Origin of the sequence: Pseudomonas sp. B21-041 (genome assembly GCF_024748675.1) — a bacterium.
GTDB lineage: Bacteria > Pseudomonadota > Gammaproteobacteria > Pseudomonadales > Pseudomonadaceae > Aquipseudomonas > Aquipseudomonas neuropathica.
On record NZ_CP087175.1, the window covers coordinates 954,026 to 974,935 of the forward strand.

Annotated in this window: 13 protein-coding genes and 1 pseudogene; 6 read left to right on the forward strand and 8 right to left on the reverse strand. The window is 59.1% G+C overall.

Features of this window, described 5'->3' with window-relative positions; genetic code table 11:
- Positions 1-4 precede the first annotated feature (4 nt).
- Together LOY43_RS04070 and LOY43_RS04075 are read left to right on the forward strand one after the other, a co-directional pair.
- A complete protein-coding gene (locus LOY43_RS04070; protein ID WP_258709245.1) occupies positions 5-1,738 on the forward strand; it encodes a PTS fructose-like transporter subunit IIB in 1,734 nt (577 codons plus the stop codon).
- Positions 1,739-1,924: 186 nt separating this feature from the next.
- Entirely contained in the window at positions 1,925-3,466 is a 1,542-nt protein-coding gene (locus LOY43_RS04075) for an alkaline phosphatase (RefSeq protein WP_095049724.1), read from the forward strand.
- A gap of 209 nt (positions 3,467-3,675) precedes the next feature.
- On the opposite strand, the pseudogene LOY43_RS04080 reads toward LOY43_RS04075, so the two are convergent.
- Positions 3,676-6,203 (reverse strand): annotated as a pseudogene (locus LOY43_RS04080) (PepSY domain-containing protein).
- A 235-nt stretch (positions 6,204-6,438) separates the two neighbouring features.
- On the reverse strand, positions 6,439-8,760 hold the full coding sequence (locus LOY43_RS04085) for a TonB-dependent siderophore receptor (RefSeq protein WP_095049725.1): 2,322 nt from the start codon (positions 8,758-8,760) through the stop codon (positions 6,439-6,441).
- Positions 8,761-8,967: 207 nt separating this feature from the next.
- Between LOY43_RS04085 and LOY43_RS04090 the strand changes: the two genes are divergently transcribed.
- The 3 genes from LOY43_RS04090 (at position 8,968) to LOY43_RS04100 (ending at position 11,635) form a co-directional block, all read left to right on the forward strand.
- Entirely contained in the window at positions 8,968-9,648 is a 681-nt protein-coding gene (locus LOY43_RS04090) for a Fe2+-dependent dioxygenase (protein WP_095049726.1), read from the forward strand.
- Positions 9,645-10,385, forward strand: a complete 741-nt coding sequence (locus LOY43_RS04095; protein ID WP_095049727.1) for a tetratricopeptide repeat protein — start codon at positions 9,645-9,647, stop codon at positions 10,383-10,385. The genes LOY43_RS04090 and LOY43_RS04095 overlap by 4 nt, the downstream gene beginning before the upstream one ends.
- Before the next feature lie 96 nt (positions 10,386-10,481).
- Positions 10,482-11,635 (forward strand): IS3 family transposase gene (locus tag LOY43_RS04100; protein ID WP_320413737.1). Its coding sequence is split into 2 segments (ribosomal slippage): positions 10,482-10,755 and positions 10,755-11,635, totalling 1,155 coding nucleotides; the frame shifts between segments, so codons are not numbered across the junction.
- A 276-nt stretch (positions 11,636-11,911) separates the two neighbouring features.
- Here the strand turns inward: LOY43_RS04100 and LOY43_RS04105 are convergent.
- From LOY43_RS04105 to LOY43_RS04125, 5 genes are all read right to left on the reverse strand, one after another.
- Positions 11,912-13,075, reverse strand: a complete 1,164-nt coding sequence (locus LOY43_RS04105; RefSeq protein ID WP_007915304.1) for a type III PLP-dependent enzyme — start codon at positions 13,073-13,075, stop codon at positions 11,912-11,914.
- Between the two features lie 632 nt (positions 13,076-13,707).
- The gene (locus LOY43_RS04110) at positions 13,708-14,865 is read right to left on the reverse strand and encodes a betaine/proline/choline family ABC transporter ATP-binding protein (protein ID WP_095125383.1); all 1,158 of its coding nucleotides are present in this window, start codon (positions 14,863-14,865) and stop codon (positions 13,708-13,710) included.
- A complete protein-coding gene (locus LOY43_RS04115; protein WP_007915307.1) occupies positions 14,862-15,515 on the reverse strand; it encodes an ABC transporter permease in 654 nt (217 codons plus the stop codon). Before LOY43_RS04115 ends, LOY43_RS04110 begins: the two co-directional genes overlap by 4 nt.
- A 12-nt stretch (positions 15,516-15,527) precedes the next feature.
- On the reverse strand, positions 15,528-16,421 hold the full coding sequence (locus tag LOY43_RS04120; RefSeq protein WP_258709246.1) for a glycine betaine ABC transporter substrate-binding protein: 894 nt from the start codon (positions 16,419-16,421) through the stop codon (positions 15,528-15,530).
- 21 nt (positions 16,422-16,442) lie between these two features.
- Complete coding sequence (locus LOY43_RS04125) at positions 16,443-17,132, reverse strand: ABC transporter permease (protein ID WP_169844036.1); 690 nt, start codon at positions 17,130-17,132, stop codon at positions 16,443-16,445.
- Positions 17,133-17,490: 358 nt separating this feature from the next.
- Here LOY43_RS04125 and LOY43_RS04130 point away from each other — a divergent pair, with 358 nt between their 5' ends.
- Positions 17,491-19,074, forward strand: coding sequence for a peptide chain release factor 3 (locus LOY43_RS04130; protein ID WP_095049730.1), 1,584 nt, complete (start codon positions 17,491-17,493; stop codon positions 19,072-19,074).
- A gap of 62 nt (positions 19,075-19,136) precedes the next feature.
- On the opposite strand, the gene LOY43_RS04135 is transcribed toward LOY43_RS04130, so the two are convergent.
- Positions 19,137-20,342 (reverse strand): ISL3 family transposase, encoded by a 1,206-nt coding sequence (locus tag LOY43_RS04135; protein WP_095125809.1) that lies wholly within the window; start codon positions 20,340-20,342, stop codon positions 19,137-19,139.
- Between the last annotated feature and the right edge of the window lie 568 nt (positions 20,343-20,910).

The following is a 20,910-nucleotide window of genomic DNA, read 5'->3' on the forward strand; positions in this document are numbered from 1 at the left end:
TGTCATGAAATTAGCCATTGTTACGGCTTGCCCGAACGGCATGGTCACCAGTGTGCTGTGCGCACGTTTGCTCGATGCGGCAGCGCAGCGTCAGGGCTGGAGCACCAGCGTGGAAGTGGTCGATGCGGCGCACCCGGAACGCGAGTTGTCGGCGGCGACCATTGCAGCGGCGGAGTGGGTTTTGTTGGTCGCCACAGGCGCGGTCGATATGACGCGTTTTGTCGGCAAACGGGTTTTCCAGATTGCTCCGGCGCAGGCATTGCAAGATGTCGAGGCGGTGCTGCGTCGTGGTGCTGAAGAGGCTGAGGTTTACGTCGCCAGCGCGGCAGAACCGGTTGCTGATGCGCCGCGCGCGCCACGCCTCGTCGCCATCACCGCGTGCCCGACCGGTGTAGCCCACACCTTCATGGCCGCCGAAGCCTTGCAGCAGACCGCCAAGCGTCTGGGCTACGAACTGCAGGTCGAAACCCAAGGCTCGGTGGGCGCGAAAACCCCGTTGAGCGCAGCGGCGATTGCCGAAGCAGACGTGGTGTTGCTGGCGGCGGATATCGAAGTCGCCACCGAGCGTTTTGCCGGCAAGAAGATCTATCGCTGCGGCACCGGGATCGCCTTGAAGCAGTCCGAAGCCACGCTGAAAAAAGCCTTGGCCGAAGGTGCAGTGGAAAGCACTGCGAGTGACGGCAAGGCACCGGCCAAGCAAGAGAAAACCGGCATCTATAAACACCTGCTGACCGGCGTGTCGTTCATGTTGCCGATGGTCGTGGCCGGTGGTTTGATGATCGCGCTGTCGTTCGTCTTCGGCATCACCGCGTTCAAGGAGGAAGGCACGCTGGCGGCGGCGTTGATGCAGATCGGTGGCGAGACCGCGTTCAAGTTGATGGTGCCGTTGTTGGCCGGTTACATCGCTTATTCGATCGCCGACCGTCCGGGCCTGGCGCCGGGGATGATTGGTGGTTTGCTTGCCAGTACGCTGGGCGCCGGGTTTATCGGCGGCATCATTGCCGGGTTTATCGCCGGTTATGCGGCCAAGGCTATCAGTCGATATGTCGCCTTGCCGCAAAGTCTCGAAGCGCTGAAACCGATTCTGATCATCCCGTTGTTTGCCAGCCTGATCACCGGTCTGGTGATGATTTACGTGGTCGGTAAACCGGTCGCCGGCATGCTCGGTGCGCTCACGCATTTCCTCGACAGCATGGGTACCACCAACGCGATTCTGCTCGGTGTGCTGCTCGGTGGCATGATGTGCGTCGACCTTGGCGGGCCGATCAACAAAGCCGCGTACGCGTTCTCGGTAGGTCTGCTGGCGTCGCAGAGTTATGCACCGATGGCCGCGACCATGGCCGCAGGGATGGTGCCGCCGATTGGTCTGGGCATCGCCACATTTATTGCGCGGCGCAAATTCGCCCAGACTGAACGCGAGGCCGGCAAGGCTGCCTTCGTGCTGGGGCTGTGCTTCATCTCCGAAGGGGCGATTCCGTTTGCCGCGAAAGATCCGTTGCGGGTGATTCCGGCGAGCATCGCCGGTGGCGCGCTGACCGGTGCGTTGTCGATGTACTTCGGCTGCAAACTGATGGCGCCGCACGGTGGCTTGTTTGTGCTGGCGATTCCGAATGCGATCAACCATGCGTTGCTGTATTTGCTGGCGATTGTCGCGGGGAGCCTCTTGACCGCCGTTGTCTATGTGACGGTCAAACGCCCGGAAGCCGTTGAGCTGGCGCTGGAACCGGCGAAGGCCTGACTGACAACACAAAACCCTTGTAGGAGTGAGCCTGCTCGCGATAGCGGTCTGTCAGTGACATGAATGTTGGCAGATATACCGATATCGCGAGCAGGCTCACTCCTACAATTGGTTCTGTGGTGTGTCTGGTGTCATGTCTGTTTCATGATCGCGTGCTTAAGTTTTCCTTTTTTCAGGGAGAACACCATGAGCGATTTCAACCCCGGTCGCCGGCGTGTCATGCAAGTCGTTGGTGCCGGTCTGCTGATGCCAAGCCTGGCGCCGGCAGTGATTGCGTCGGTCAAGGATCGCCCGCAGTTGACCGACGGCGTGCAGTCCGGCGATCTGCAAGGCGACCGCGCGATGATCTGGAGCCGCAGCGATCGCCCCGCGCATATGGTGGTCGAGTGGGACACCCGCAGCCAGTTTCGCCACCCGCGCCGGGTAGTCTCGACGCTGGCCGATGCCCGCAGCGACTTTACCGCCCGCGTTGAACTGGCCGGGCTGCCCGCCGATCAGGCGATTTTCTATCGCGTGTATTTCAAGGACGCCCGTACCGGCGTCGCCAGCGAGCCGTGGCTCGGTCACCTGCGCAGCGCTCCGACGGCGCGGCGCAATATTCGTTTCGTCTGGAGCGGCGACACCGTCGGCCAGGGCTTCGGTATCAACCCGGACATCGGCGGCATGCGCATCTACGAAGCGATGCGTTTGCGTCTGCCGGACTTCTTCATCCACAGCGGTGACACCATCTATGCCGACGGCCCGGTGCCGGCCCAGCTCACCACGGAAAACGGTCGCATCTGGCGTAACCTCACCACCGAAGCCAAGAGCAAAGTCGCGCAGACCCTCGCCGACTATCGCGGCAATTACCGCTACAACCTGATGGACGAAAACATCCGCCGCTTCAACGCCGAGGTGCCGCAAATCTGGCAGTGGGACGACCATGAAGTGGTCAACAACTGGTCGCCCGGCAAGCAGCTCGACGAGCGTTATCAGGAAAAAGATATCCACACCCTGGTCGGGCGCGCACGCAAGGCGTGGCTGGAATACTCGCCGATGCGTTTGCAGGCTGCCGATGCTGGCGGAAGGATTTATCGCAAGTTGAGCTATGGGCCAATGCTCGATGTGTTCGTGCTCGACATGCGCAGTTATCGCGGCGCCAATGACGACAACCTCGGCGCGTCGAAACCGTTTTTGGGACGTGAGCAACTGAACTGGCTCAAGCGCGGCTTGAAGAAATCCAAAGCCCAGTGGAAGGTCATTGCCGCCGACATGCCAATCGGCCTTGGCGTGCCGGATGGTGAGGTCAGCCCGGGTGTCCCGCGTTGGGAAGCGGTGGCTAACGGTGACCCGGGACCGGCCCAGGGGCGCGAGGTGGAAATCGCCGAATTGCTCGGCTATCTGCGTGCGCAGCAGGTGCGCAATTTCGTCTTCCTCACGGCGGATGTGCATTACTGCGCGGCGCATCACTATCACCCGGACCGCGCGGCGTTTCAGGATTTCGAACCGTTCTGGGAGTTTGTCGCGGGGCCGCTGAACGCCGGGAGTTTCGGGCCTAATCCACTGGATAAAACCTTTGGCCCGGAGGTGGTGTTCGAGAAGGCGCCGCCGGCGCAGAACACTTCGCCGTTTGCCGGGTTTCAGTTTTTTGGCGAGGTGAATATTGAAGGGGGGAGTGGGGAGATGAGCGTGGTGTTGCGGGATTTGAATGGGGTGGCGGTTTTCGAGAAAAAATTGCAGCCTGCTTAAAGATCAAAGGCTAACCCTCATCGGAACGCCGCCCGCCCAGCCCTCTCCCGGAGGGAGAGGGGGCCGACGGAGGTGTCTAAAGAGGTACGCCGACCTGGAAGACCGTGTCGATTATGGATTCGGCAGAGGACGTTCAGGTCGGCGTATTGCGTGAATCTCTAACGGTCAGTCCCCTCTCCCTTTGGGAGAGGGTTAGGGTGAGGGGCTCTTTAATAGACATCACGCCGATAACGGCCCTGCTCAATCAGGCGTTCGACTTCGGCGGCACCAAGAATATCGTTTAGCACCTGATCAACCCCGAAGCCATTCCCTGCAAGCTGCCACAGATATAAATAACCGCCCCGTCCGCCAGCCATTTCTTCAACTCTGCAGCCGACTCACGCAAGCGATCCTGCACATAAACCTTCTCAGCCTGATCCCGCGAAAACGCCAGATCCAGCCGCTCCAGATCACCATTGATCAACCACTCTTCCAGCTCCGCGCGACAGAGGAAATCGTGTTCACGATTGCGCTCGCCAAACAGCAACCACTGGCGCTGTTGACCATCGGCAATCCGTGCCTTGAGCAAGCTGCGCAGCCCTGCGATGCCGGTGCCGTTGCCCAAAAGAATCATCGGCACTGGTTCGTTCGGCAGATGGAAGCCACTGTTGCGTCGAACCCGCAAACTGATGCTGCCGCCCACAGGCGCGTGCTCAGTCAGCCAGCCGGAACCGATGCCCAGGGTGCCGTCGGCATGCTGTTCCTGACGCACGATCAACTCCAGCACGCCGTCGGCGGCAATCGAGGCGATCGAGTATTCGCGCATGGCCAGCGGCACCATCGCGTCGACCAGCGATTGCGCATGCAGACCGACCAGATGTGCGCGGTGCTCGGGCAATTGCCGCGAGGCCAGCGCAACTTCCAGCGGCTCGTCGAGGCCGTTGATTTTCACAGTGGTTTCGCCACGAATGCCGAGGCCGTCGAGGAAGTGTTCGATGGCCCACGGGCAGTTACGCGGCAGCACTTCGACCAGATCACCGGCCAGCCAACTGCTGGTGTTCGGTGCGCTCAGGCCCAACAAGTAAACCGGCGCACCGCTGCTATCCGGGTTCATCAGTTCGCGGCGTACCAGCGTCCAGTTGTCGTAACTCGGTGCTTGCCAGGTATCGACCGGTGCTTGGCCGGTGAGCAGGCCAAGTTGGGTTTGCCAGTGGCGCAGGGCATAGGGATCACCGCTGTCGACTTCGACCGGCGCGAACAATGTCTTGCCGCCGTGCTCCGCCAACCATTGGTGCAGGCGTTTGGCGAAACCACAGAAGTGCTGATACTGACGATCGCCGAGACCGAGCACCGAGTAATTCAGACTGTCGAGCGTTGCCGCTTTGCCCAGCACTTTGCGCTCGAATCCGCGCGCGCTGTCCGGCGCTTCGCCGTCGCCGAACGTGCTCACCACAAACAGTGCGTTGTTCGATTCACGCAGATCCTGCTCGCTGACATTCGCCAGCGGCTGCACTTTCACCGGCAGTCCGGCGGCCTGCAATTGCCCGGCGGTCTGCCATGCCAGTTGCTCGGCGAAACCGCTCTGGCTGGCGAAACCGATCAGCCATGCCGAAGCATCGCCGCCCGGCTGTGCGAGGCCTTGGCGGGCATCCTTGATCTGCTTTTTCTTGCGCCGACGATCGAGGTACAGCAGCCAGCCGGTGATGAAAAACAGCGGCATGCACACCGCTGCGAGCGTGATGATGATCCGCCCGACCAGACCGAAATAGCTGCCGACGTGCAGCGCATAAATGCTGGTCAGCAGTTGCGCCTTGAAGCTCTTGTCGGCGTAACGGTCGACACGTTTGACGATGCCGGTGGCCGGGTCGAGGGTGATCTGGTTCAGCGCGCGATCATGCGGCGAGCTGTCGAGCAGGTAGAACACGGTCGCCGGTTGGCCAGCGACGGCCGGCATACGGATGTTGTACGCCGCCAGGCCCGGGCCGGCCGCGCTGTAAATGCTGCTCCACATCGCTGCGTAATCGGCGATCGGTGCCGGGCCTTCCGGCGCCGGGCCGCGACCACCGCGCACGCGCTCGTTTTGTTGCGAGTCGGAAAGCAGTCGGGTCAGGCCTTTGTTGTACCACTCGTACGACCACGACAACCCGGTCAGCGCCAGCAACAGATAGACCAGCAGGCACCAGGTGCCCGCCACCGAGTGCAGATCCCAGTTGAAGGCGCGGCCCTTTTTCTTCCAGTCCAGCGTCAGCCAGACGCGCCAGCTATGCCACTGACGCGGCCAGCGCAGGTACAGGCCGGACAGGCAGAAGAACAGCAGGATCAGCGTGCAGGCGCCGGTGATGTTGCGCCCGGTATCGCCCATGGCGAGGAAGCGGTGCAGTTGCAGCATCAGGCCGAAGAAATCCTGGCCGACCGCGTCGCCCATGAACTCGGCGGTGTACGGATCGAAGTAGCGCATCTCGCCGCGACGTTCACCCTTGGGCGGGGTGAAGAACACTTTCGCCGCGTTGCCGCTGTCGGTTTCGACCCAGAGCATCGAGACTTTTTTGCCGGATGTGGCTTCGATACGCTCGACCAGTTCGACGGGCGGCAAGACACCGGCGACTTGTTTCTCTACCTGCAGGACGGAGGGATTCAGCGCCCGCAGGATTTCGTCCTGAAACGAATAGGCCGCGCCGGTGATGCCCATCAACGCCAGCACCAGGCCTGCGGTGATGCCAAAAAACCAGTGCAACTGGAACAGGGTTTTCTTCAACACGTCACTCGCCGTCCATTCGGAAATTGTCTTCACGGCGCGCATTATGCCGTGGGTTATCGAGAAGCGTTCTTTATTACGCACAAAAGCCCCGTTCAATTGAATGAACGGGGCCAAGCCTTGCGGCGCATACCTTGTGGGAGCGAGCCTGCTCGCGAAGGCGTCGTGTCAGTCAGCCTCTACTTGACTGACCCAGCGCTTTCGCGAGCAGGCTCGCTCCCACAGGTTTCCACATCGGTCAGAAGTGGAAGTTGGTGCTCAACAGTGCCGTACGGCCCGCCGCCTGGTTGGCGAAGTGGGTCGAGAAGGCTTTGTCGTAGTAGGTTTCGTTGGTCAGGTTCTGCACATTGAGTTGCAGGTCGACGTTCTTGGTCAGCTTGTACGCGGCCATTGCGTCGTAGCGAACATACGAGTCAACCATGGTGGTGTTGGCCACGCTGCCGTACACGTCGTCGACGTAGAACGCGCCGCCACCGATGGTCAGCTTCGGCGTGACCTGGTAAGTGGTCCACAGGCTGGCGCTGTTTTTTGGCGTGTTAGGCAGTTCGTTGCCGTCGTTGGCTTTGCCCAGCGGGCCGCCATCGACTTGTTCGCTGTCCATGAAGGCGTAACCGGCGAACACTTGCCACTTGTCAGTGATCTTGCCGCTGGCCGAGAGCTCGACACCTTGCACACGGGTCTTGCCGGCGTTTTCGTACGACGTGGTGTCGACTTGCACACGAGCGTTTTCTTTCTCGGTGCGGAAGATGTCAGCGGTCAGCGACAGGCGATCGTTGAGCAGATCCCACTTGGTGCCGATTTCATAGTTCTTGGTGGTTTCCGGCTCCATGTCGCTGCTCAGCAGGTTGCCGCTGCGATCCGGGGTGCCGCCCAAGGGGTTGCCTTCCTGACCCTCGCCCAAGGTGTTGCCCGGTGGCGTGGCCGAGGTGGCGTAGGAGGCGTAGATGCTGCCGTTTTCCGCCGGCTTGTAGACGACGCCGAACTGACCGGTGACGAACTCGCTGGTGTCATCGCCCTTGGACGTGGTGGTGCCAGCGGCGTTGTAGGTCTTGTAGTCGGTGTCGAAGTGGTCGTAACGCAGGCCCATGTTCACCAGCCACTGCTCGTTCAGCTCCAGCGTATCGAACACATACAGCGCGTAGGTGTTGGCCTGGGTGTCGGTGCCGGCGTAGTTACGCGAAATTGCGCCGTTCCACGGATCGTTCGGGTTCGGGTTCGACAGCGAGGTGCAGTTGTAGTTACTCGACGCGCCGATCATCGACGGCGTGCAGTTGCTGCTCGCGGCCACATTAGTGGTGCGCGGTGTGGTGTCGGTGTTGACGTTGTACGAAGACTTCTGGCTTTCCTCACGGGTGTATTCAACGCCGGTGGAAAAGCTGTTCTTGAAGCCGGCAACGTAGAAGTTGCCGAACAGGTCAGTCTGGTTGGTGGTGGTCTCGGTGTTGCTCACCCGAGTATTGGCCCGGCGCCAGAGGCTGCCATTGTTGACGTTGCCCTTGCTGTCGTCAGGTTGGGTCAGGATGTAGTCCTGCATGCTGGTGCCGTGACGCAGGGTGTTCTTGATCGTCAACGAGTCGCTCAGGTCATGCTCGATGGCGAAGGTCGCGGTGTCGGTGCGGCCCTTGCGGAAGTCGCGATCCAGGCCGTAGAAATTGCTGTGGTCACCGCCAGCGTAAGGCTTGTCCGGATTGGACTTGGTGCGTGCAGCGGAGCCGCCGGCCGGAATGGTGTACGGCACGCCCGAGTCCGGGGTGTCGTTGCTTTCGAGGTGGTAGTAGTCGAGGTTGACGCGGGTGTCGGTGCCCAGGCCAAACGCCAGGGACGGGGCGATGCCCCAGCGGTCGTAATCGACTTTGTCGCGACCGGCGACGTTGCTCTCATGGCTCATCAGGTTCAGACGGCCAGCAGCGGTGTCGCTGAACTGGTAGTTGCCGTCGAGGGTGTAGCGCTGAGTCTGGTCGGAGCCCCAGGTGAAGCCGCCGTCGAACGAATTGCCCAGGTGCGCTTTCTTGCTCACCAGGTTGATGCTGCCACCCGCTGCGCCGCGACCACCAATGGCGGAATTCGGGCCCTTGCTGACTTCAATGTTTTCCACGGCGAAGATTTCGCGGCTTTGCGAACCGGTGTCGCGCACGCCGTCGAGGTAGGTGTCGCCCTGCGCGTCGAAACCACGAATGAACGGACGGTCGCCCTGTGGATTGCCGCCTTCACCGGCGCCGAAGGTGATGCCCGGCACGGTGCGCAGCGCGTCCTGCATGTTCAGGGCGCCGGTGTCTTTGAGCACTTGTTGCGGAATAACGGTTACCGAGCGCGGTGTATCGACCAGCGGCGCGGTGTACTTGGGCGAGGAGGCTTTTTCGACCTGATAGGACGTCGAATCCTGGGCTTCGCCCGTGATCGAGGTGGCGTCCAGGGCGATGGCATTGCCGGTGGCTTTGCTGTCGGTTTTTTCAGCGGCGAACACCATCTGGCCAGCGGAACCGGCGGTGATTGCCACACCGATTGCAGAGGCGAGCAGACGTGGTGAACTGACCGGTAATTGTGCGTGTTGACGTGCCATTTTTATTCCCCTCCCCAAGGATTTGAGGCGGCGGAATATAGGTTAAACAAGTATTCGTATCAATTGCGAAACATTGTTATTCGCACTGAATTTACATTCTTTACAATTTAACCTTACGGTTTTTGCCAGTTCATTCGTCTCTCGGGTTTTACACGGTCAATAAGAATCAATACCATTGCCGCTTCTTTGCCATCAGGTGACATCGCCATGCTGCTGCACATCCCCGGACTGTTCGCAAAAGACGAAGTGCAGCGCATTCGTGAGGCGCTAGAGCAGGCCGATTGGGCCGATGGCAAGATCACCGCCGGCTTTCAGTCGGCCAAGGCGAAGCACAATTTGCAGCTGCCCGAAGGCCATCCGCTGGCCAAAGAGATCGGCGCAGCGATGCTGGAGCGTTTGTGGAAAAATCCACTGTTCATGTCCGCCGCGTTGCCGCACAAAGTCTTCCCGCCGTTAGTGAACTGTTACACGGCCGGTGGCAGTTTCGATTTCCACATCGATAACGCCGTGCGCCAACCCAAGGGCAGCATCGAGCGGGTGCGCACCGATCTGTCGGCGACGCTGTTCTTCAGCGAGCCCGATGATTACGACGGCGGCGAGCTGGAGATCCAGGACACCTTCGGCACGCAACGGGTGAAGTTGCCGGCCGGCGACATGGTTTTGTACCCCGGCACCAGCCTGCATAAGGTCAACGCGGTCACGCGTGGCGCGCGTTATGCGTCGTTCTTCTGGACACAAAGTCTGGTGCGTGAAGATAGCCAGCGCGCGCTGTTGTTCGAGATGGACGGGGCGATTCAGCAACTGACTCAAGATCTGCCTGATCACCCGTCACTGATTCGCCTCACCGGCACGTATCACAACTTGCTCCGTCGCTGGGTCGAGGTATGAGTTTTCAACTGCGTCGTGAAGAAGTCCTCGACGGCGAACAACTCAGCTCCATGCTCGCCGAAAGCCCGGCCCGTGCCGCGCAGGCGATTTTGCTAGCGGCGGGCGAGGGTGAAGTTGAAGCACAGGCGTTGCTTGGGCAAATCCTGCTCGACGGCCTAGGCATCGCCCAGGATCAAGCGCTAGCGCTGCGCTGGTTCGGCATCGCTGCCGGGCGTGGGCACCTGATGGCGCGCAACATGCTCGGGCGTTGTCATGAGCATGGTTGGGGTTGCGTGGCGGATGCGTCGGTTGCTGCGCAGCATTATCGGATTGCAGCGGAGGCCGGACTGGATTGGGCGATGTACAACCTCGCCAATCTGCTGGCGACCGGGCGGGGAGTGGAGGTGGATCATCTGCAGGCGCTGGCGCTGTATCGCCGCGCGGCTGAACTGGGCCATGCGAAATCGATGAATCTGCTGGGGCGGTATCTGGAAGAAGGGCTGGTGTGCCCGGCGGATCCGGTTGCGGCGCGCGATTGGTATCGGCGTTCGGCCGACGGTGGGGATTTTCGTGGGCAGTTCAGTTTCGCTGCAGTTTTAGCGGATGAGGGGCGGATTGATGAGGCGGTCGATTGGCTTGAGAAAGCTTTGGCCGGCGGCAATCTGAATTTTCTGCGGGTGGCGAGTCAGACGTTGGCGAGTGCTGTAGATCCGAAGATTCAGGCGTTGGCTGGGCGGTATGCGCTTCGGTGCCAATAGCCCTCACCCTAACCCTCTCCCAGAGGGATAGGGGACTGACCTGATCTGGCTTAATGATTCTGGACACCCCTAAAGGGCGTTAATCTACGCCCAACGATGAGGTGTGATTTGACCAGACGATATTTTTCAACAGATTTCAAACGGGATGCGGCTTGCCTGGTTTTGGATAAAGACTATTCGGTGAGTGAAGCCTGTGAAGCAATGGGCGTGGGCCCTACAGCTCTGCGCCGCTGGGTTGAACAACTGCGTGCGGAGCGCAGCGGCAAGACGCCTGAGAAGTCCAAGGCCATGACCGTTGACCAACAACGCATCCAAGAACTGGAAGCAACAATTCGACGGATTGAGCGCGAGAAGGAAATTTTAAAAAAGGCTACAGCTCTCTTGATGTCGGATTCCCTCGATCGGTAAGGCTGGTCGAGGAGTTAAGCGAGCAATATCCAAGATCCGAGTTGTGTGGCGTGTTTGGCATCAACCGCAGCAGTTATTACGAGCGTCTGAAACAGCGGGCGAAAGTGCATGTCGGGCGCGATCGCCTAAAGATCAAGGCTGCCGAATTACATGAGCAAAGTCGCGGCTCAATGGGCGCGCGCAGCCTGTCAAAAGCGCTGTGTAACGAAAAAGAGTCGGTAGGTCGTTACATGGCTCGTAGCCTGATGCGCGAGCTCGGTTTGAAGAGCCAGCAACGGCGCAGGCATCGGTACAAACCCAGCGGTGCGGAGGCGCAATACGCCCCCAATCATTTGGAGCGTAAATTCAATGTCGAGGCCCCCAATCGAGTGTGGTGTGGCGACGTGACTTACATTTGGGCCGGTACTTACTGGGTTTATCTGGCTGCTGTACTTGATCTGCATGCCCGCCGCATCGTCGGCTGGGCGATGTCCAGAAGTCCGGATTCAGCTCTGACCTGTCGAGCGTTAAAGATGGCTTTCGAGTCGCGAGGACGCCCTGAAAACCTAATGTTCCATTCGGATCAGGGCTGTCATTACAGCAGTAAAGTGTTTCGTGAAACGCTGGCGGACATGCGCATAAAACAAAGCATGAGTCGACGGGGAAACTGCTGGGATAACGCTCCGATGGAACGTTTCTTTGGCAGTTTGAAATCTGAATGGATACCCAAGGCTGGTTACCGAAACGAAGACGAAGCCAGCACCGATGTGTTGCGCTACCTGACCCACTATTACAATCGGATCAGGCTGCACAGTTACAACGGATATCGGACTCCGGTAGCAATGGAAGCCTTGGCAGCATGAGAAATGACCTAAACCCTATAACCGTGTCCAGTATCGTTTGACCAGATCAACCGAGTTGGATGTTCCAACTACACCGACCTGAGATATCCAGTCGACCTCAGGTTTTGAAAAGCCCCCGATCTGCTCCCTTTCCCCCTCGCCCCCTTGGGGGAGAGGGCTGGGGTGAGGGGGATAGATCGAAAGCACACCACAAATTTTGAAGCCAGACACAAAAAAGCCCATGACACGTCATGGGCTTTTCACTTGCAGCTAGCAGCTTGAAACTCGCAGCTGCTCTTACACGTAAAACGACTTCAACGGCGGGAAGCCATTGAACTCAACCGCGCTGTAACTGGTGGTGTACGCACCGGTCGACAGCCAGTACAGACGATCACCGATCGCCAGGTTCAGTGGCAGGCCGTACTTGTAGTTCTCGTACATGATGTCGGCGCTGTCACAGGTCGGGCCAGCGATGACGACTTCTTCCATCTCGCCTTTTTTCTCGGTCCAGATCGGGAACTTGATCGCTTCGTCCATGGTTTCGATCAGGCCGGAGAACTTGCCCACATCGGTATACACCCAACGCTCGACGGCGGTGCGCGACTTGCGTGCAACCAGTACCACTTCGCTGACCAGAATACCGGCGTTGGCAATCAGCGAACGGCCCGGCTCGAGAATGATTTCCGGCAGGTCATCACCGAAGTCTTCTTTCAGGAAGCGAATGATTTCTTCGGCGTAGGTTTCCAGGCTGTTGGTGCGGGTGATGTAGTTGGCCGGGAAGCCACCGCCCATGTTGATCAGCTTCAGGTGGATGCCGTCTTCTTCTTTCAGGCGCTCGAAGATTACTTTGACCTTAGCGATCGCCGCATCCCAGACGCTGATGTCGCGCTGTTGCGAACCGACGTGGAAGGAGATGCCGTAAGGCACCAGGCCGAGGTCGCGAGCGAGGATCAGCAGGTCCATGGCCATGTCGGTCTGGCAGCCGAATTTGCGCGACAGTGGCCAGTCAGCCGTGGTCGAGCCTTCGGTGAGGATGCGCACATAGACTTTCGAACCCGGTGCAGCCTTGGCGATGTTGCGCAGGTCGGCTTCGGAGTCGGTGGAGAACAGACGCACGCCCTTCTCGTAGAAGTAGCGGATGTCCTTGGATTTCTTGATGGTGTTGCCGTAGCTGATACGGTCCGGGCTGACGCCACGATCCATCACCTTGTCCAGCTCATAGATCGAGGCGATGTCGAAGCTCGAACCTTTTTCTTTGAGCAGGTCGATGATCTCGACGGCCGGGTTGGCTTTGACCGCGTAGTAGACCTTGGCGAATTCGAAACCGGCGCGCAGGTCATCGTAGGCCTGGGCGATCATCGCGGTGTCGATCACCACGAACGGGGTTTCCTGTTTGTCGGCGAACGCCTTCATTTTGTCGAATGTAGCGCGCGCGAAATAGTCTTCGACCTGGATCGACATACTTGGGACTCCTAGTGGCAAACGTCGTTAATCAATGGGTGCAAATGAACGTCCTCCGTATCCCCACTTTGGTTCGCCTACTTCCCAAGGCATGTCGCCGAAAGCAAAAAGGCCATGGGGCGTTGCCCTTGGCCTTGCTGTCTCGTCGTCAGTACTTGAGCCGGATGGATCGTTTCCAGCATGGACGTTCGGCGCGAACTTTAGGGCGTGAGGGGCGTGAGATCAACTAAAAATGTCGCGTTTTTGCACGCTTCTGACGTGCGTCGCGTTCAGCACTCTTTGTAGCCGACCGAGATGACGGGCAGATGTTCCCCGGGAATTTTCGAGTGTTAAAAATACCTGCACGTTCGCGGCTTTTGTCGGCGAAGTCGTGGGTAAGTGTGATGGCGGCAATATCGGCGACGTTGGCCGCGAGGGGAGAGGGTGAGGGGGATTTTGGCTGTTTCGCGGGTTGTCTCATACATGCTGTTCGATCCGCAGGTGTTGAGATTCTTTTCCGCTAGGCGAATGAAGAAAAAATCACGCAGATCCTGTGGGAGCGAGCCTGCTCGCGAAGGCATTTTCACAGCCAACATCATTGTTGACTGATATTGCGCTTTCGCGAGCAGGCTCGCTCCCACAGGTTTCGTGTTTTATGCGACTACGGCCTCAGCCGGCGAGACTATGCTGGTCTTCATCCCGCGCGAACGACCCGAACTCAGATAAGCGGCAATCGACTCCTGAGTCACTTCCCCGAGGAACACCCGCTCGGCATCCATCACCGGCAGCCACGAACGGTTGAACTCGTACATCCGCGACAGCAGGATGCGCAAATGCTCGTCGTACGCCGCCGTGGCGTTGAACTCACGCAGGAACTGCGCGCACGTGCCGGTCTGGCGGTGCAGATCGCGACGACGCACATAACCCAGCGCCTTGTTCTCGGCACAGGTGACCACCACGTAGCGACGGTCATGCTCGTCCATCAACTCCAGAGCGTCGGCCACCGGCGTCTCCGGGCTCACCGACGGCGCGTTGTCCGCCGCATCTTCGGCTTTCACCAACAGCAGGCGCTTGAGCGTGCTGTCCTGGCCAACAAAGCTGCTGACAAAGTCGTCTGCCGGGTGCGCGAGCAGCGTGTCCGGGTGATCGATCTGCAGCAGTTTGCCGGCGCGGAAGATGGCGATCTTGTCACCGAGTTTGATCGCTTCATCGATGTCGTGGCTGACCATGATCACGGTCTTGTTCAGCGCGCGCTGCATCTCGAAGAATTCGTTCTGGATCATTTCGCGGTTGATCGGGTCGACCGCGCCGAACGGTTCGTCCATCAACAACAGGGGCGCATCAGCAGCCAGTGCGCGGATCACACCGATGCGTTGTTGCTGACCACCGGACAGTTCACGCGGATAACGATGCAGATATTGCTTGGGCTCCAGCTTGATCATGCTCATCAACTCGCGGGCGCGGTCATGGCATCTCTGTTTGTCCCAGCCGAGCAGTTTCGGCACGACCACGATGTTCTCTTCGATGGTCATGTTCGGGAACAGGCCGATCTGCTGGATCACGTAACCGATGTTGCGACGCAGGGTCACTTCGTCGAGATCGGTGGTGTCTTCACCGTTGATGAGGATCTTGCCCGAAGTCGGTTTGATCAGGCGGTTGATCATCTTCAGCGTGGTGCTTTTGCCGCAACCCGATGGCCCGAGGAACACACAGATTTCGCCTTCATTGACGGTCAGGCTCACCGAGTCCACGGCTTTGACGTCTTTGCCGTTGCTTTGGAAAGTTTTGCTGAGGTTTTGAAGTTCGATCATTTGAGCAGTCCTTTTGGAGTCAACGAGCGTTGCAGCCATTGGAGAAACAGGTCAGCGAAAATGGCCAGAAGACTGACCAGCAGCGCGCCGACGATCAGCATCGACATGTCACTGCGGCTGATGGAGGCGAGGATCAACACACCGAGGCCGCCGGCGCCGATGGTCGCGGCGATGGTCATCACGCCGATGTTCATCACCACGGCGGTGCGCACGCCAGCGAGGATGACGGGCACGGCGATCGGCAATTCGACCATGCGCAGGCGCTGGCCGAAGGTCATGCCGATGCCGCGTGCGGCTTCACGGATGCCCGGTTCCACGCCAGTGAGGGCGAGGTAGGTGTTGCGCATGATCGGCAGCAGTGAATAAAGGAACACGGCGGTGATCGCCGGCATCGGCCCGAGGCCCTGGCCGAACTTGGAGTAGAACGGCAACAGCAGACCGAACAGGGCAATCGACGGCACGGTCAGCAGCACCGTGGCGCTGGCCTGCAACGGCCCGGCAAGGGTCGGAAAGCGAGTCATCAGAATGCCCAGCGGCACGCCAACGACAATCGCCAGGGTCACGGCGATGCCGACCAGGGTGATGTGCTGCCAGGTCAGGTGCATCACCTGCTGCCAGTCGAGGTGGGAAAAGGCGTTCAGAAATTCCATGACTTTTCCTCCTTAATCAAGTGGGTGCTGGCGCAGAAAATCGGCGGCAACTTTCGATGGGCTCTCGTGATCGACGTCGACCCGCGCGTTGAGCTGGCGCATGGTTTCGTCATCGAACAGTTCGGCCAATGGCTTGAGTTGCTCGGCCAGTTGCGGGTGCGCGTCGAGGTAAGCCTGACGCACCACCGGTGCGGCGGTGTAGTCGGGGAAGTAATGCTTGTCGTCTTCCAGCAGTTTCAGGCCGAAGGCGTTGAGGCGACCGTCGGTGGTGTAGACCAGACCGGCGAACACCTGACCGTTGCGCAATGCCGTGTAAACCAGCCCGGCATCCATCTGGCGGATATTTTTGCGGGTCAGGTTCATGCCGTAGAGATCGACCATGCCGATCAGACCGTCGGAGCGGTTGGCAAACTCGGTGTCCAGCGCCACCAGATGATTGGTCTTGGCTTCGGCGCGCAGCACTTCGTTCAACTGGCTGATGTTGTTGATCTGCGGATACTCCTCGGCGACTTTCTTCGGCAAGGCGAGAGCGTAGGTGTTGCTGAATTTCGACGGGGTCAGCCAGACCAGGCCTTTTTTCGCGTCGAGTTCTTTCACCCGGGCGTAGGACTGGGCGCTGTCGAGTTTTTCAGTGACATGGTTGTAGGCCACCAGCGACACGCCGGTGTATTCCCAGAGCATGTCCAGTTGTCCGCTTTCGTGGGCGCTGCGGGCGAGGTTGCTGCCCAGACCGCCGGTAATCTGCGCGTCGTAACCTTTGCTGCGCAGGTATTGCGCGGTGATTTCCGCGAGCAGAGTCTGCTCGGTGAACACGCGGGCGCCGAGGCGGATGACCGGTTTTTCAGCGGCTTGCGCGATGCCCGCGAACAGCAGCACGCAACCTAAGATCAAGCTAAGTCGTTTCATAAATATTCCTTCGCAAAAGCCTTAAGACGGGCGCAAACCACGTTCCAGCCAGAGACGGCTGGCGAGGGTGACGACGCCATCGAGCAGCAAGGCCAGCAGCGCGGTGCACGCGGCGCCGAGCAGCAGTTGCGGCTGATTGTTCAGGGCGATGCCAGGGAAGATCAGGCTGCCGAGGCTGTTGGCGCCGATCAGGAACGCCAGCGGCGCGGTGCCGACGTTGATTGCCAGCGCCACGCGCACACCGCCGACGATGATCGGCACGGCGTTGGGCAATTCGACTTTCCACAGCACCTGGCGCGGGGTCATGCCGATGCCGACGGCTGCTTCTTTCAGCGAGCCCTGGACATTTTTCAGGCCTTCGTAGGTGTTGCGCACAATCGGCAGCAACGAAGCGAGGAACAAAGCGAAGATCGCCGGGCCACTACCGATGCCGAGGACGCCCAGGGCAATCGCAAGCACGGCCAGCGGCGGCACGGTGTTGCCGATATTGAAGATTTGCATGAAGCGTTCAGCGCGACCGACCATGGTCGGACGACTGAGGAAGATGCCGGCGGGGATGCCCACGACAAGGGCGGCCAGCATTGAAGCGAGGACGAGAATCAGATGAGCTTGCAGGTAAAACAACAAATCGTCGCGGTAGTGTTCGATCGTGTTGATGCCGATCCAGTGGACCAGCAGGGCCAGGAGCGCGATCACCACCGCACCTCCCATCAGCCCTTTGCCATAGCGGATAGCCACAGGCGGACTCCTTTTTTTGTAGTCGGCGAGCGCCCTCCCGTGTGGCATGCCATACATGGCTGCCGGGAATAAACGTTCGCGAGAAGCAGCTCCCTCAGCACCGGCAAAAAGCGGTCTGAAAGCGAGCCATGAGCGCAGCCTCGTCAGGCTAACTTGCTGATTTTTCAGCCCCTGACGAAAATTCGTAACAGGGGATGGACGTCTCCGTGCTTTAAAAGGTTCCCATCTGCGGCAGCATTTGGCCACCCTTAATGTGCTCAACGGTTCGGTTATTGCGGCGAGTTGGGCTATAATCGCGGCCCTTTTTTGAATCACCGCCAGGCGATTTCCCATGACCAACCAGGCCGCCGAAGTCGCGAAACGCCGCACTTTCGCCATTATTTCCCACCCCGATGCCGGTAAAACCACGATCACCGAAAAGCTCCTGTTGATGGGCAAGGCGATTGCAGTGGCCGGTACGGTGAAATCCCGTAAATCCGATCGCCATGCGACATCCGACTGGATGGAGATGGAGAAGCAACGGGGTATTTCCATTACCACGTCGGTCATGCAGTTCCCGTATCGCGAGCACATGATCAACCTGCTCGACACCCCGGGCCACGAAGACTTCTCCGAAGATACCTACCGCACCTTGACGGCGGTGGACTCGGCATTGATGGTCCTCGACGGCGGTAAAGGTGTCGAGCCACGGACCATTGCGCTGATGGACGTCTGCCGTCTGCGTGACACGCCGATCGTCAGCTTCATCAACAAACTCGACCGTGACATCCGCGACCCGATCGAACTGCTCGACGAGATCGAAGCCGTTCTGAAGATCAAGGCTGCGCCGATCACCTGGCCGATCGGTTGCTACCGTGACTTCAAGGGCGTGTACCACCTGGCTGACGACTACATCATTGTCTACACCGCCGGTCACGGTCACGAACGCACCGAAACCAAAATCATCGAGAAGCTCGATTCCGACGAAGCCCGCGCGCATCTGGGCGACGAGTACGACCGCTTCATCGAACAGCTGGAACTGGTTCAAGGCGCCTGCCACGAATTCAACCAGCAGGAATTCCTCGACGGTCAACTGACCCCGGTGTTCTTCGGTACGGCACTGGGCAACTTCGGTGTTGACCACGTACTTGACGCCGTTGTTGATTGGGCGCCGCGTCCGCTGGCCCGTGTCGCTAACGAGCGTACCGTTGAGCCGGTGGAAGAGAAGTTCTCGGGCTTCATCTTCAAGATCCAGGCGAACATGGACCCGAAACACCGCGACCGTATCGCCTTCATGCGCATTTGCTCCGGCAAGTACGAGAAAGGCATGAAGATGCGCCACGTGCGTACCGGCAAGGACGTGCGCATCGGCGATGCCCTGACGTTTTTCTCCTCCGAGCGTGAACAGCTTGAAGAAGCTTTTGCCGGCGACATCATCGGTCTGCACAACCACGGCACGATCCAGATTGGCGATACCTTCAGTGAAGGTGAAACCCTCGGTTTCACCGGTATTCCGCACTTTGCGCCGGAGCTGTTCCGTCGTGTGCGTCTGCGTGATCCGCTGAAGTCCAAGCAGTTGCGTCAGGGTCTGCAGCAACTGGCTGAAGAGGGCGCGACGCAGGTGTTTTTCCCGGAGCGCAGCAACGACATCATTCTTGGCGCCGTGGGTGTGCTGCAGTTTGATGTGGTCGCCAGCCGTTTGAAGGAGGAATACAAGGTTGAGTGCTCTTACGAGCCGATTACTGTGTATTCCGCGCGCTGGATTGAATGCAGCGACAAGAAGAAGCTTGAGGAGTTTTCCAACAAGGCTGTGGAGAACCTGGCGGTCGACGGCGGTGGTCACCTGACTTACCTTGCGCCGACGCGGGTTAATCTGGCGTTGATGGAAGAGCGTTGGCCGGATGTGAAATTCCGTGCGACGCGTGAGCATCATTAAGTTCTGAATTGGTTTGTCCGAAGCCCTCTAGGTGTGTGCCTAGGGGGCTTTTTTTTGGTTCTTCACGGATTACCGGGAAAGACGCTCTTGATCTTCATGAAAAAGAATTCGCTATCTCGGTAACCGTACGCCATCCGCTTGATGACCTTTATTCGATTGTTTATTCCTTCCAACTGACCGGTGTGCATCGGCCAGCGAACCCGGCTCACGATGCCCCGCCAGTAACCCTTTAGCCGTTTGGCGAACTGGATCAGAGCTGGTATTTCGCTTTCATGCGCATGGCGCAGCCATTGCTTCCAGGCCGATCGCCAACCCCAGGCAGTACTGGGGGTCCAGAGTGTTTTGAGTTCAGCCTTCATCAAGTAGACCGTCATCAACGCTTGGTTGGCCGCCAGCAGATCCTCCAGGCGGACCTGTTGTTCCGGCGTTTTCAAGTTCTGCGGATTGCGCAGCAACAGCCATCGCGCCTGCTTGATAACCTTGCGGGCAGGCTTGTCGTGACGCAACCGGTTAGCCTCGTCGACGCGGACCCGATCAATCACCTCTCGGCCATATTTGGCCACCACATGGAAGAGGTCGTAGACCACTCGCGCGTTGGGACAGTGCTGACGAACCTCCAGGTCAAAAGCGGTGTTCATGTCCATCGCCACCGCTTCGATTCGAGCACAACCCTCTGGCCCCAGTTCTTTGAAGAAAGGCCTGACCGCTGCTCGGCTGCGACCTTCACCGATCCACAGCACTCGCCGTGTATCCGCATCTAGGACAACGCTGGCGTAACGATGACCTTTGAACAGGGCGAACTCGTCCATCACCAGACGTCGCGGTTGCGCCTTTGGCAAAACGCTTAACGCCGCTTGCAAGGCTCGACGCTCCAGCAACCGAACGGTGTCCCAGTGCAGGCCAAACAGTTGAGCCACGTGCAGTGTGGGAAGGCGCTCGCAGGCTTGAATAACCGCCTCGGCCAGACGCCGCGTCATGCGGGCATAGCGGTCCAGCCAACTGACGGCCTCCATACGTTTACCGCAATCACGACAGCCAACACGCCTGAGCAACACGCTGAGGCGCACCGCACGGCCGAGAATCGGTAAATCGCGGACGGTTCGCTCGCAATACTCATGCGTGGTTGAACAGGTCTTTTGGCAGCCGCTACAGGAAGGGAATCGGGTGGCGTGGGGAATCAGGTCGATCTGAAGCGCGTCACCATCAGGCTTGATCGTGACGACAGAAAAGCCCTCCCAAAAAGGAAGGAAAGTATTAATATCGCGCATAAGAACGCCGGTTTGTTAGATGTGTTTGCTCGCACGAACATCATCAATCAAATCGGCGTTCTTGTTTCTGTGTTTCCCGGGATTCCGTGAAGAACCTTTTTTTGCTTTGGTTTTGGGGGTATATCCGTTTTTGGGTGATGGCGGCTTAGGGTTCCGCCCTTACGGCGGGTCACTTTTTACAAACGCCTAAAAAGTAACCAAAAACGCTTGCTCCTACGTGCGGCCCGCTCGCTGGGGCTCGGGGTTCCTTCGCTGCGGGATCGATCCGGGCGCAGCGTCTCCGGTTTGCTTCGCTGCACCTACTCCCGCTGTGTTTGGCTGCGCCAAACGGTCGCTGCGCTCCCACGCCCGGATCAATCCCTCCACTCAGCCTTCCGACGTCGCCCTACAGATCAAGAGCTGCAGCCGAGCTAACGCTCATCCTGTTGAGTGGTGAAGAGCCAAGCGGTGTTCGGCTGTTGATTTGTGTTGTGGCTACCCCTCACCCCAGCCCTCTCCCGAGGGAGAGGGAGCCGATTTGTGGGCCTTTCAAAACCTGAGTTCGACTCGGTATTTCACGTCGGCGTTG

What these genes read in the sequence shown, in the direction of transcription:
- LOY43_RS04070 (WP_258709245.1), top strand. Translation starts at nt 5, where the DNA reads ATGAAATTAGCCATTGTTACGGCTTGCCCGAACGGCATGGTCACCAGT.
- LOY43_RS04075 (WP_095049724.1), top strand. Translation starts at nt 1,925, where the DNA reads ATGAGCGATTTCAACCCCGGTCGCCGGCGTGTCATGCAAGTCGTTGGT.
- LOY43_RS04085 (WP_095049725.1), bottom strand. Translation starts at nt 8,760, where the DNA reads ATGGCACGTCAACACGCACAATTACCGGTCAGTTCACCACGTCTGCTC.
- LOY43_RS04090 (WP_095049726.1), top strand. Translation starts at nt 8,968, where the DNA reads ATGCTGCTGCACATCCCCGGACTGTTCGCAAAAGACGAAGTGCAGCGC.
- LOY43_RS04095 (WP_095049727.1), top strand. Translation starts at nt 9,645, where the DNA reads ATGAGTTTTCAACTGCGTCGTGAAGAAGTCCTCGACGGCGAACAACTC.
- LOY43_RS04105 (WP_007915304.1), bottom strand. Translation starts at nt 13,075, where the DNA reads ATGTCGATCCAGGTCGAAGACTATTTCGCGCGCGCTACATTCGACAAA.
- LOY43_RS04110 (WP_095125383.1), bottom strand. Translation starts at nt 14,865, where the DNA reads ATGATCGAACTTCAAAACCTCAGCAAAACTTTCCAAAGCAACGGCAAA.
- LOY43_RS04115 (WP_007915307.1), bottom strand. Translation starts at nt 15,515, where the DNA reads ATGGAATTTCTGAACGCCTTTTCCCACCTCGACTGGCAGCAGGTGATG.
- LOY43_RS04120 (WP_258709246.1), bottom strand. Translation starts at nt 16,421, where the DNA reads ATGAAACGACTTAGCTTGATCTTAGGTTGCGTGCTGCTGTTCGCGGGC.
- LOY43_RS04125 (WP_169844036.1), bottom strand. Translation starts at nt 17,132, where the DNA reads ATGGGAGGTGCGGTGGTGATCGCGCTCCTGGCCCTGCTGGTCCACTGG.
- LOY43_RS04130 (WP_095049730.1), top strand. Translation starts at nt 17,491, where the DNA reads ATGACCAACCAGGCCGCCGAAGTCGCGAAACGCCGCACTTTCGCCATT.
- LOY43_RS04135 (WP_095125809.1), bottom strand. Translation starts at nt 20,342, where the DNA reads ATGCGCGATATTAATACTTTCCTTCCTTTTTGGGAGGGCTTTTCTGTC.